Origin of the sequence: Pectobacterium peruviense (assembly GCF_003312355.2) — a bacterium.
GTDB classification, from domain to species: Bacteria; Pseudomonadota; Gammaproteobacteria; order Enterobacterales; family Enterobacteriaceae; genus Pectobacterium; species Pectobacterium peruviense.
Window position 1 is genome coordinate 3,150,304 of sequence record NZ_CP161826.1, and the last position, 12,594, is coordinate 3,162,897.

The window sequence follows — 12,594 nt, forward strand, 5'->3', positions numbered from 1 at the left end:
AAAATAGGGTTAATTATCCCTTTGTTTATTAATGTTTATTGATGATTTAACGGATGACAGACCAGGCGAAAAATGTTTAAAAAAACACAACAGCAAGACAGCCGTTTGTTACAAATTAATCCACTTTCTCTTGCCGTCAGCATCGCGCTTTCGCTGCCGGGTTTGTTCCACTATGCGCAAGCAGAGACACAGTCCGCCAACGTTCAGGAAACCGCTCGTCAAAGCGTCGCTTTTTCCATCAGCGCGCAGCCGTTGAGTAGCGCACTGCTGCGCTTCGCCGAACAAGCAGGGTTACAGGTCTTTTTTGCTGACGTAAAACTGGAAAACATGCAGGCCTCCGGGCTTCAAGGGCGTTTCCCCCCCGAGCAAGGGCTACGCCAGTTGCTCGGTACCAATCCTGTCGATTTTCAGATTGGCAACAACGGTGTTATTACCCTGCGCCCTCGTTCAGCTAACGTCGATACGGCAAAAATAGACGATGTGATGACCGTTCGCGCCTTTACCGTCGCCAATCCGGGCGACTGGATCTACGAGCAGCCGCGTGCGATTAGCGTCATTTCACGCGAGCAGATGGATAACCGCCCTGCCCGCCACGCCGCCGATATGCTGGAACAGTCCGCTGGCGTTTACTCCAGTGTCAGCCAGCAAGATCCTGCGCTGTCGGTGAACATTCGCGGGATACAGGATTTCGGTCGCGTGAATATGAATATCGACGGCGTGCGGCAGAATTTCCAAAAAACGGGTTACGGCCAGCGTAACGGACAGATGTATATCGACTCGGAGCTGCTCTCCGGCGCGACCATTGAGAAAGGTGCAACAAACGTGATGGGCAGCGCGGGCACGCTGGGCGGCGTCGCCACGTTTAATACTGCCAGCGCACACGATTTTCTGGCTCCGGGTAAAGAACTGGGCGGAAAACTGCACGCCAGCACGGGCGATAACGGAACACATTTTATTGGTAGCGGCATTCTCGCGTTGGGTAACGAAAGCGGCGATATTCTGGTCGGTGCCAGCGAACGCCATTTGGGCGACTACTGGCCGGGTAATGACGGCAACCTCGGGAGTATTCGTATTCCCGGAAATTCAAGCAATTACGAAACGTGGGCGAATAATTTAAAGCATCAGAAGGTGACCAGCGCAGCCTACACCATGCGCTCACGGCTGGCGAAAGTCGGCTGGAATCTGCCTGCCAATCAGCGCGTCCAGCTCAGCTATATGCAAACGCAAACCTCTTCTGAAAACGCTGGGACGTTGTCCAATCTCTCCAATACTGAACTGGGTTGGAAAGCCAGCGGGCACAGCGAAATTATGGCGCGCAGTACGGCACTGGATTACAGCCTGAAGCCGGACAACCAGCGCTGGCTCGACTTTAAAGCCAAAATTTATTACGCCGATACCAATAACGACACCGATAATTACGCCCTTTCCAATACCAGCGCCTATCACGAGAGCACGCGGTTACGTACCTACGGGGCGCAGGCACAGAATACCTCGACGCTATGGCAGCAGGGCGCGCACGATCTGAAAGCCGATTACGGATTGGACTTCTATTACGACAAGATCACCACGGACAGCACCAATAGCACGGCCAGTAACGCGACCCCGGAGGGGAACCGCGCGATGGCCAGCCTATTCGCGAATCTGAATTATGCGTACGACGAGTGGGTAACACTGCAAGGTGGCCTGCGTTACGATCGCTATCGGTTACGCGGCACCACCAGCATCAGCTATCGGGAAATCCCCTATACCATCACGAATCCCTGCACGGCACGATCGATCGCGCTCTGCCCGCCGTTCGTGACCACTACGCAGGATTGGAATGTCGATGACGAGCACGGCAAACTTTCCCCCACGCTGTTTGCTGGCGTCCGCCCTGGCATTGAATGGCTACAGCTGTTCACCAGCTACGGTCTGTCCTGGCGGCCACCTTCCGTCAGTGAAACCTTCGCTAACGGCACCTATAGCGCGGGCAACTATTACCTGTATCCGAATCCCAACCTCAAGCCGGAGCGCTCACGCGCCTGGGAAGTCGGGTTCAATATTCAGAAACCCGAATTGTTTATGGATGGCGACCGACTGGTCACCAAGGTGTCCTACTTCGACACGCGGATAAACAACTACATCAGCCTGAACGGCGCGCGCAATAAACCGGGCTATAACGGCTATTCCCTCAGCAATTCCGTGTTCCAGAACAATCTGGCGAAAAGCCGTTTCCGTGGCATGGAATACCAGCTGAATTACGACGCGGGCTTTTTATATGTCGATGCCACCTACACCCACATGATCGGCAATAACGATTTCTGTGCGCCAGTGGCCTGGATGGGCGGCGTGACAACCGTTGGCGGCTCCAGAGGCAACTATTACTCCACGCCGGTCGATACCACCGCCAGCGATTCCTCTTGCCAGAAAACGCTGTTATTCAGCAACGCCGCCTATCTACCCGGTGACCGGGGTTCCGTCACGCTGGGGACGCGCGTCTTCGATCGCAAGCTGGATATGGGCGTCACCATGCGTTTTGCTCCTGGCTATCAGGATACCGCCGCACCGAGCAATTCTGCCTACTTAGCCGACTGGCCTAAATATGAAGTTTACGATCTGTACGCCAGCTATCGTCTGACCGACAGCCTGACGCTGCGCGGTTCCGTCGAGAATATCGCTAACCGTACTTACATCGTGAGCTATGGCGAATCACTGGGTTACACGCCGAGCCGAGGAAGAACGGTACAGGCTGGCGTGGAATACCGATTCTGATTTCTCTGTTTCCCTACACGGGAAACAGGAAAACAAAGGGGATGGGATGGCTCATCCTCTTTCACCACAGACACGGATGACCGTGCCTGTCGATCGTTAGTTAATGAGGAATCTATTATGAGTTTTGCAATTACCTACGATGCCTACTATGCCAATTACAGCATTGCCAGCTACCTGACTGAATGGTCGGCAGCGTTTGGTGACGTTAACCATACCGCGGGTAATACACAAGTCGGTGGCAATAACACTGGGGGCTTTTACGGCGGCGATACCTTTATAGACGGTACTCAATATGCGATCACGAGTACGCAGAACGATTTCTCCGCGCTCATTGCGGGCGGCGATCTGACCTATAGCCTCTTCTCCCCTCCTGCTCATACGCTGTACGGCGACCTGGACAGCCTGTCATTCGGTAATGTTCTGCAAGGCGGCACCACCGCAGGCACCACGTATTCTCTTGCCGAACCGGAAGTCACCTTCAGCGGGCTGGATCTCTCCACCGATGTGGCCAACCTGACCGTTAGCGATCGCGGCGTGGTTCACGACGTGATTTATGGCCTGATGAGTGGTCAGGTTCAGCCACTGCTGGATGCACTGACGAATGCCGGTATCGACATTAATGCGAGCCTGGATAGCCTGAGCTTCGCGACAACGACCTCCGATGCGGCACTCTCTGCCGATACCGTGGTTGACGTTGTTGGCGTCGCCGAAACGGCCGATCTGCTAGCGGCATAAGAAAACGGCTAAAAGATGACGCTTTTAGCCGTTTGAGTGAACACCGTCGCGGTACGGAGAGAGTATATACCCCAGATAATTCACGTTGCAGGGAAGCAGCTTGAAGTATGAGGGGTACGGCACCGCGGCGGTCTATTGAGTGTAATAACCGTTGGGAAGCCGCGTCAATAGCGGTACGGCTAACCACTTCCCCCTCTTCCACGTTGTGGGCACCCCACAGTGAGAACGATGGCGATTTTATTGAAGAAGGAACATCCCATGCCCGCACCCCGTCCGGCCTCATCAGGCAGGGAGATTATTGACGCGCTGGCCGCCTACCGTCAGGGGTTCTGGGGAATTGGCCTGTTCAGCGCCGTCATCAACCTGCTGATGCTGGCTCCAGCCATTTATATGCTTCAGGTCTATGACCGCGTACTGCCGTCCAGCAGCACTATGACGCTGGCGATGCTGACGATCATTATGCTAGTGCTGTTTTTATTGATGGGATTATTAGAATGGATACGCAGCGCCGTGGTAATCCGCCTCGGTACGCAGATGGATATGCGTTTGAATCAGCGTGTCTACAATGCGGCATTTGAAAGCAACCTCAAGAACGGAACGGCAGGTGCCGGACAAGCCTTAAATGATCTTACTGCCCTGCGTCAGTTCGCCACTGGGAACGCGCTGTTCGCCTTCTTTGATGCGCCGTGGTTTCCCGTTTATCTCTTAGTGATCTTCTTACTGCATCCCTGGCTGGGCGTCATGGCGCTGGCGGGGGCTATCGTGCTGATTGTACTCGCCTGGCTGAACCAAAAACTGACGCGCGAACCGCTAGCATTAGCTGCACAGAACACCGTTCAGGCGACGCATCAAGCCAATGCCAACCTGCGCAACGCCGACGCTATAGAAGCGATGGGAATGCTACCTGCCATGCGCGAACGCTGGCTGACACAGCATAAAGCGTTTCTCTATTATCAGAATGTTGCCAGCGAAAAGAGCGCCAACATTACCTCGCTGACGAAGAGCACCCGGCTGGCGCTTCAGTCGCTAATGCTAGGTTTGGGCGCACTGCTGGCCGTCAACGGTGATATCACACCCGGTATGATGATTGCCGGTTCCATTCTGGTAGGTCGCGTGCTCAGCCCGATCGATCAGATCATTGGCGTCTGGAAACAGTGGATGCAGGCGCGTCTCGCCTGGCAGCGTGTCAATATCTTGCTCGATAACCACCCCGCGCGACCTGCTGGCATGGCACTGCCAGCACCAGTGGGTAAGCTTCAGGTGGAACAGCTCAGCGCCAACGCGCCCAACACTCGCACTCCCATCCTTGCCAATATCACATTTGAACTGGCTCCCGGCGATGTACTCGGCGTTTTAGGCCCATCTGGTTCAGGGAAATCCACCCTCGCCCGCCTGCTGGTTGCCGCCATGCCTGCACTCGGCGGTAAAGTCAGGCTGGACGGTGCCGACATGCATCAATGGGACAAAGGTGACGTAGGCCGTTTTGTCGGCTATCTGCCGCAAGATGTGCAGCTTTTCAGCGGAACGATTGCCGAAAACATCGCACGCTTCACTCAGCCGGATCCCGATAAGATCGTCGCCGCCGCCATCACGGCAGGCGTTCACGAGATGATTCTACGGCTGCCGCAGGGCTACGATACACTTTTGGGTGAAGGTGGTGCTGGGCTGTCCGGCGGACAGAAACAGCGCGTCGCCCTTGCCAGAACTATTTACAACCAGCCACGCCTGATCGTGATGGATGAACCCAATGCCAGTCTGGATGACGACGGCGAGAAAGCCTTATTAGCCGCGATTGCCGCGCAGCAGGAGGCCAAAAGCACGCAGGTACTGATCACGCATAAACCCGCCCTACTGTCCTGCGCCAATAAGCTGTTAGTCCTGCGCGCTGGGCAGATCCAGTATTTCGGTGCCACAGAGCAGGTGCTGAAAGAACTACAGCGTGCCAAGCCCGCCAATGCGTCTATGACCAAACCGATGACTAAACCCGTCAGCGCCAAACCCGCACCGGTTAAAACAGCAGACGCCGCGAATGCCTTTAGTCCAAAGGAACCCAGCTCAACGGGTCTCAGCATGGTGTACAGCGCGCCGACGCCTCGCCATGCCGCACCAGATAAATGAAGCTTAGCGCATTGGTCACCAACGCCTGTCGTCAGGAAAGCATTATGGAAAGAAGAGGATAACCATGTCCGCGTTACGCGAAGTCACATCACAGCCGACAGTCCCCCTGCATCCGGTGGAGGATAACGTCGCAGCGATGCCGTTACATACCGATGCTGGACGCTATTTAAAGCACGGACTCTGGCTGGTTCTGGTTGGTTTTGGTGGCCTGCTACTTTGGGCAAGCATGGCACCGTTGGATAAAGGCGTCGCGGTGTCCGGCCGGATCGTCGTCGCAGATAACCGCAAAGCGGTACAGCCCGTTAGTAGCGGACGCATCGCCTCGCTTACCGTGCGGGATGGCGATCGTGTGCAAGCCGGGCAAATTCTTGCCACGCTGGATCAAACTCCCGCTCAGGCACAGCGCGATAATTTGGCCACGCAGTTGCAGGAAGCACACGCAGGCGAAGCGCGCCTGTTGGCAGAACGCGACGATCTGAACACGATCCACTTCCCTGCCGCTACAGAGCAATACAGCACCGTCACACAACAGATCCAGATCGCCCAGCAGCAGCTTTTCATCAGTCGTCGCGCGGCACTGCAACAGGAACGCGCTGCCATGCAGGCTGCAATAATCGGGGCAAAAGCCCAGTCGCAGGGTTCACAGGCGTTGCTTGCCAGCAGTCAAACGCAGTTCCAGATTGTCAATGAACAGCTACGCGGACTACGTCCATTAGCACAAGAAGGCTATATCGCCCGTAATCGCCTGCTGGACGTCGAGCGACAGGCCGCTCAGTTGGCAGGCGCGATTGCGCAGGAACGCAATAATCAGGTGCAACTCCAGCAGCAGGTCGTCGAGTTGGAACAAAGGATCCAGCAAAGTCAGAACGAATATCAAAAAGACGTGCGCGCCCAGCTCGCCGATACCCAGCGTTCGATTCAGGATCTCACCCAGCGGCTGAAAACCGCGGAGTATGAGCTTCAGCACACACACATTCGCGCACCCGCCAGCGGCACGGTAGTCGGGCTGGCGCTGCACACCGAAGGCGGCGTGGTGAATAGCGGGCAGATGCTGATGGAGATCGTTCCCGATGGGCAACCGTTATTAATTGACGCACAGTTGCCTATCGAGCTGGTGGACAGAGTCAATAACGGGTTGCCAGTTGAGCTGCTGTTTTCTGCTTTCAATCAAAGCACCACACCGCGTATTTCCGGCGTTGTCGCACTCATCGGTGCCGACCAGTTAGTCGAGCAACAGACAGGAAAACCGTATTACGCCTTGCGTATTCACGTCGATGAACACGGTAAGCAGCAACTTGCAGGACTAGATGTTCGCCCCGGTATGCCGGTGGAAGCCTTTATTCGTACCGGCGAGCGTTCCCTGCTCAACTACCTGTTCAAACCACTTTCCGATCGCCTGCATCTGGCGCTGACCGAGGAATAACCATGCTGCGCCTTTCATCTATTTACCGCGCGGCGATCCGCTCCTGCTATACCGTACCCGTTTATGCCGCTTCTTTCTTCCTCGCGCTGATCTACAGCGCACCGAGTCAGGCGCTGGGGTTAATGGAGGCCTGGCAGCATGCGCTGACGCACGATCCCGCTTTCCAGGCTGCCGTGCATGCCCGTAACGCCGACAGCGAAGAGAAAAACATCGGGCGCGCCGGACTGCTGCCGAAAGTCACCTATGACTACAACCAGTCTCGCAATGATTCTACGGTCACCACTGGCGGCCAACAATCGGAGCGGGATTACACCAGCCGCGCTTCCAGCTTTTACCTGCAACAACCGCTGATCGACTACGCGGCATGGTCGCGCTATCAACAGGGTGAAGCCAGCGCGGTGCTGGCAGACGAACAGCTGCGCGATGCCAGCCAACAGTTACTGGTACGTCTATTTCAGGCCTACACCAACGTGCTGTTTAGCCGTGAGCAGATTACGCTGGTTCAGGCACAACAACGTGCTTATCGCGAGCAGTATCAGTTGAATCAACGTCTCTTCCAGCAAGGGGAAGGCACCCGCACCGATATGTTGGAAACCGAGGCGCGGGTCAATCTGACGGAGGCGCAGCTCATCGAAGCGCAGGACAATCTGGATATCAGCCTGCGTGAACTGGAAACGCTGCTGGGAATGCCGGTTGGCGTCGAACAGCTTGCGGCGTTAACCCCGCGCTTCTCACCGCTGCCACTTCAACCTGCGGGCTATCAGCACTGGCAATCACTGGCGTTACGTCACAACGCTCAGCTACTGGCGCTGAACCAATCGCTGGCCGTGGCGAAATACGGCATTGAGCGTAACCGGGCGGGTCACCTGCCACAGGTCACGCTGGTCGCCAGCACCCGCAACACGCAGTCAGATACCGAAAACAGCTACAACCAGAAATACGATACGCGATCGATTGGCATCCGCGTCAGCGTACCCATTTTTGCGGGCGGCGGCGTTTCTGCGGCGACGCGTCAGGCGAAGGAGCGCTATCAGCAAACCGCGCGGGAAAAAGATGAGCAAACGGCAACCATTCAGACGGAATTGCGTCGCCAGTTTAATTTGGTCACCAGCAGTCAGGCGAAAATCCGCGCCTATGAACTGGCGGAAAAATCTGCGCTAGCGCTGGTCACTGCGACCCAGAAGAGCGTTCAGGGTGGGGAACGAGTGAATCTTGACGTGCTGAATGCCGAACAGCAGCTTTACGGCGCACGACGCGACCTGACCGAGGCACGTTATACTTGGCTGACGGCCTGGCTACAACTGCGTTACTACGCAGGCACGCTAGATGAACAGACACTGCGTCAGTTAGCGACCTATTTCGTGCATATCTAGCGGCATAAAGGGTGCAGATTGAAAGAAGACAGGGTCGCTGACGTGCTAATATTCGGCCACATTCTTCTTTGAAATGAAAATAGTTTGCATCCAGATATTCTATAAAACTTATAGAAATTTTATATTAATAACTAATCACACTATAAAGAACGTTTCCCTTCGCATCTAATGCAAACATCGCAGAAAACACGTTAGCTATATTCTTGAGGTAAATAGCAGTGACGTAGCCACTATTTTTATTTTTCGACTATCCAGCTATGGTCTGGCGTTGACTTCATTACCAAAAAGGGATTCATTTTATCATTTTTAAACTAATCATTTAAAAACAACGAAATATGAATAAATACTCCATTAGAGGTAGAGGGATTGGCATTAAGGTATGATTTTTTGTGGTGATCGTTAACGAAAATAAAAAATAAAACCACACAAACCACAACAAAATAAAAACATGGATTTAATCACTATTAAAAACACCCCACCAATCATTAACAACCGCGCCAACTAACGCTCACCGAAATCATTAATAAATTAAAATTACACTTAAAAAACTAAAGAAACCAGAAAGATATGATTATTGCGAGCGAGATCTTTTATTTTCATGAAATAGGACAAAGGTAAAAATTAATAGATTTAGATCAAGAAAACAAATAACAACCCGTCCATATAGTACCCGCAGTAAAAACCAACTTATTTTAATTCTAACTAATCAGTTCATTAACTACTCTAAATAATTCAAGTTTCAGGAAGGCGGCAAGAGAAAGAATCCCGATGAGCTTACTCAAGTAAGTGATTCGGGTGAGTGAACGCGGCCCAACGTACATGCAACTTGAAGTATGACGAGTATATTGAGCAATTCAATGGGGCTACTATGGATTTCATCATTCAATTAGTCATTGTCCTTATCTGCCTTTTTTATGGGGCAAGAAAAGGCGGGATCGCGCTGGGTTTATTAGGCGGGGTCGGACTCGTTATTCTGGTCTTTATCTTTAAACTGCAACCGGGTAAACCGCCCGTTGACGTCATGCTGGTTATCATTGCCGTGGTAGCCGCATCGGCAACACTTCAGGCATCAGGCGGGCTGGATGTCATGCTACAACTCGCGGAGCGTATGCTGAGACGTAACCCAAAATACGTTTCGATTATCGCGCCATTTGTCACCTGTATTCTGACTATCCTGTGTGGTACGGGCCACGTGGTGTATACCATTCTGCCGATTATTTATGATGTCGCCATCAAGAATAATATTCGTCCTGAAAGGCCGATGGCTGCCAGTTCAATCGGCGCACAGATGGGGATTATTGCCAGCCCGGTATCCGTTGCGGTTGTCTCGCTGGTTGCCATGCTGGCTAATTTCACCTTCCAGGGTAAACATCTGGGATTCCTCGACCTGCTGTCTATTACCATCCCTTCTACCCTGCTGGGTATTCTGGCGATAGGGATTTTCAGTTGGTTCCGCGGTAAGGATCTGGACAAGGATGAAGATTTCCAGAAATTCATCGCCGATCCAGAAAACAAGCAGTATGTGTATGGCGATACCGCCACGCTGCTGGACAGAAAATTGCCGCGCAGCAACTGGGTCGCCATGTGGATCTTTTTGGCAACCATCGCTGCGGTAGCCGTTCTGGGTGCTGTTGAAGAATTGCGCCCAGTGTTCGCTGGCAAGCCGCTGTCGATGGTGCTGGTGATTCAGATGTTTATGCTGCTCTCCGGCGCTATCATCATTATCGCAACCAAAACCAATCCGTCATCGATATCGAAAAACGAAGTGTTCCGTTCGGGGATGATTGCCATCGTCGCGGTATACGGTATCGCCTGGATGGCGGAAACCATGTTCGGTGCGCATCTGGAAGAGATCAAAGCCACGCTCGGGTCGTTGGTGAAAGTCTATCCTTGGGCTTACGCCATTATCTTGCTGATCGTGTCCAAGTTCGTTAACTCGCAAGCGGCAGCGCTGGCGGCGATTGTCCCTGTTGCGCTAGCCATCGGCGTGGATCCCGCGTATATCGTGGCATCTGCACCAGCCTGCTATGGTTACTACATTCTGCCGACCTACCCAAGCGATCTGGCTGCTATCCAGTTCGACCGCTCCGGCACCACCAAAATCGGCCGTTTCGTTATCAACCACAGCTTCATTTTTCCTGGCTTGATCGGCGTGAGCACATCCTGCGTCTTTGGTTGGGTGTTCGCCGCGATGTACGGCTTCCTGTAATTCGGTTCTTTGTACCTAAAAGCCGTCCAGCAATGGGCGGCTTTTTTATGGCACGCCCCCTCACAAGCCATTGCAAGTGGCGTTGAAAAACCTATTTACTGAATGAAAACGGGAGTAACGGAATACGTCCGCGCCAGGGATGGCGCGGTTCGAGCTTACAGGGAAGTACTTGCAGCGTCTTTACGATCTATCCGTTACTACCGCTTGGTGACCTTTGTCAGCACTCTCAAAAACGCACTATGCGTTTTTTTATCTCTGTTGCCAGATGCGAACACAGGCCTGTGCCAATGCTCGCGTTGGATCGATGCTGATATCTCTCCAGCGTGACGCCACCGCCTCCAGCGCAGGAGGAACCTCCGTGCAGGCCAGCACCAGACGCTCTGCCCCGCGTTCCACCAACTGTGCCGCAAGCTGTTCTAACAAACGCCCACCGTGCTGGAGTTCGCCACGCTTTACCGCATAGCACCCTGGCACGAAGAGTGTCGTCATTTCCTGCTCGTCCGGCACCACGGTTTCAGCATCTAGCTGCGTGGCAAAACGCTGCTGATACCATCCGGCATTTAGCGTCCCGTGGGTCGCGATCAGACCGATTTTTTGTGGCACTTTCTTTGTCTTCGCAGGTTGTGTGATGACATGCAGCGTGGCATCGGCCATATGCACCAGCGGCGCATGACTTGCCTCAGCCAACGCGTCAAACCAGTGGTGTGCTGTATTACACGGCACCACAATATGACTGACCGATAAGCGATTAAGCTGCTGGACAGCATGCAATAGCGTCGGTAACGGTGATTCACCGGTTCCTGCCAGCGCCTGCTGGCGGTCGGGAATCTGCGGTACATTCCAGACAATCACCGGCACGTGCTCCTGATCGCGGTTTGCAGGCGTTTCCTCAATGATTTTATGCAACAGATCGACCGTTGCCAGCGGCCCCATGCCACCCAGCACGCCAATCAGCGGTATGCTCATTGTGCTGCCGTTTGTTCGAACAGTTGACGGTAGCCAAACAGCCCCGCTGAACCACCAGTATGAATAAAGACGATGTTTTCATCGGCGCGAAAATGTCCCTGACGGATCAGATCGATCAGTCCCGCCATCCCTTTTCCTGAATAGACCGGATCGAGCAAAATCCCTTCCAACTGCGCCAACAGTCTGAGTGCTTCCAGCGTTCCTTCAGTGGGAATACCATAACCTTTGCCAACGTAGTCACTGTTTACCTGCACAGTGCTGCGCGACAGTTCGCCCGGAATGCCCAGCAGTTGCCAGGTGCGCTGCGCTAACGCGTAAACATTCTCCTCCTGCTTTGCTTTGGGCGCTCTGACACTGATGCCTAACAGCGGAATCTGGCTATGTGTTGCCGCCAGTCCGGTAACCAATCCCGCTTGCGTACCCGTGCTGCCCGTCGCATGAACAATATGATCGATGCGCAAGCGCTGCTGACTAGACTGGAACAACAGTTCTTCCGCACAGGCGACATAGCCCAACGCGCCTACCGGACTGGAACCGCCGCCGGGGATGACATAAGGCTTAAACCCTTCTTTACGCAGCGATTCCGACAGTGTTTCCATCGCCTGCTGCATATCTGTACCCGCAGGAAGGTGGTCGATAATGTCACCGCCCAGCAGGTTATCCAGCAGCACGTTACCGGAGCGCTGATAATCTTCACCATAATCTTCCACGCGCTTTTCCAGCAGCACTTTGGTTTTCAGCCCCAGCTTTGCTGCAGCCGCAATGGTTTGCCGCACATGGTTAGACTGTGTCGCCCCTTGCGTGATGATGACGTCCGCGCCCTGCTGCTGCGCATCGGCTAACAGGAACTCCAGCTTGCGGGTTTTATTCCCGCCGGTCGCCAGCCCTGTGGCATCGTCGCGTTTGATATAAATCGTCGGTCCACCCAGATAAGCAGACAGGTTCGGCAACACTTCCAGCGGCGTAGGAAAATGACCCAGTGATAAACGGGGGAATCGGGCAAGATGCATAATATTCTC

Annotated in this window: 8 protein-coding genes; 6 read left to right on the top strand and 2 right to left on the bottom strand. The window is 53.8% G+C overall.

Features of this window, described 5'->3' with window-relative positions; translation table 11 throughout:
• Positions 1-72 precede the first annotated feature (72 nt).
• From DUT67_RS14290 to DUT67_RS14315, 6 genes are all read left to right on the top strand, one after another.
• The gene (locus tag DUT67_RS14290; protein WP_113631770.1) at positions 73-2,751 is read left to right on the top strand and encodes a TonB-dependent receptor; all 2,679 of its coding nucleotides are present in this window, start codon (positions 73-75) and stop codon (positions 2,749-2,751) included.
• Positions 2,752-2,868: 117 nt separating this feature from the next.
• Positions 2,869-3,486, top strand: coding sequence for a heme acquisition protein HasA (locus DUT67_RS14295; protein ID WP_048261103.1), 618 nt, complete (start codon positions 2,869-2,871; stop codon positions 3,484-3,486).
• Positions 3,487-3,744: 258 nt separating this feature from the next.
• Positions 3,745-5,604 (top strand): type I secretion system permease/ATPase, encoded by a 1,860-nt coding sequence (locus tag DUT67_RS14300; RefSeq protein WP_113631771.1) that lies wholly within the window; start codon positions 3,745-3,747, stop codon positions 5,602-5,604.
• Positions 5,605-5,668: 64 nt separating this feature from the next.
• Positions 5,669-7,027 (top strand): HlyD family type I secretion periplasmic adaptor subunit, encoded by a 1,359-nt coding sequence (locus DUT67_RS14305; RefSeq protein WP_113631772.1) that lies wholly within the window; start codon positions 5,669-5,671, stop codon positions 7,025-7,027.
• A 2-nt stretch (positions 7,028-7,029) separates the two neighbouring features.
• Positions 7,030-8,400 (top strand): TolC family outer membrane protein, encoded by a 1,371-nt coding sequence (locus DUT67_RS14310; RefSeq protein WP_113631773.1) that lies wholly within the window; start codon positions 7,030-7,032, stop codon positions 8,398-8,400.
• Positions 8,401-9,268: 868 nt separating this feature from the next.
• Positions 9,269-10,609 (top strand): anaerobic C4-dicarboxylate transporter, encoded by a 1,341-nt coding sequence (locus DUT67_RS14315; protein ID WP_039296103.1) that lies wholly within the window; start codon positions 9,269-9,271, stop codon positions 10,607-10,609.
• 249 nt (positions 10,610-10,858) lie between these two features.
• Here the strand turns inward: DUT67_RS14315 and DUT67_RS14320 are convergent, their stop codons facing one another.
• Together DUT67_RS14320 and DUT67_RS14325 are read right to left on the bottom strand one after the other, a co-directional pair.
• Entirely contained in the window at positions 10,859-11,575 is a 717-nt protein-coding gene (locus tag DUT67_RS14320) for an aspartate/glutamate racemase family protein (protein ID WP_113631774.1), read from the bottom strand.
• The gene (locus DUT67_RS14325) at positions 11,572-12,585 is read right to left on the bottom strand and encodes a D-cysteine desulfhydrase (protein ID WP_113631775.1); all 1,014 of its coding nucleotides are present in this window, start codon (positions 12,583-12,585) and stop codon (positions 11,572-11,574) included. Before DUT67_RS14325 ends, DUT67_RS14320 begins: the two co-directional genes overlap by 4 nt.
• Positions 12,586-12,594 lie beyond the last annotated feature (9 nt).

Bases quoted from the DNA above. Each gene is read 5' to 3' on its own strand.
- DUT67_RS14290 (WP_113631770.1), top strand. From the start codon at position 73: ATGTTTAAAAAAACACAACAGCAAGACAGCCGTTTGTTACAAATTAAT.
- DUT67_RS14295 (WP_048261103.1), top strand. From the start codon at position 2,869: ATGAGTTTTGCAATTACCTACGATGCCTACTATGCCAATTACAGCATT.
- DUT67_RS14305 (WP_113631772.1), top strand. From the start codon at position 5,669: ATGTCCGCGTTACGCGAAGTCACATCACAGCCGACAGTCCCCCTGCAT.
- DUT67_RS14310 (WP_113631773.1), top strand. From the start codon at position 7,030: ATGCTGCGCCTTTCATCTATTTACCGCGCGGCGATCCGCTCCTGCTAT.
- DUT67_RS14325 (WP_113631775.1), bottom strand. From the start codon at position 12,585: ATGCATCTTGCCCGATTCCCCCGTTTATCACTGGGTCATTTTCCTACG.
- DUT67_RS14315 (WP_039296103.1), top strand. From the start codon at position 9,269: ATGGATTTCATCATTCAATTAGTCATTGTCCTTATCTGCCTTTTTTAT.
- DUT67_RS14300 (WP_113631771.1), top strand. From the start codon at position 3,745: ATGCCCGCACCCCGTCCGGCCTCATCAGGCAGGGAGATTATTGACGCG.
- DUT67_RS14320 (WP_113631774.1), bottom strand. From the start codon at position 11,575: ATGAGCATACCGCTGATTGGCGTGCTGGGTGGCATGGGGCCGCTGGCA.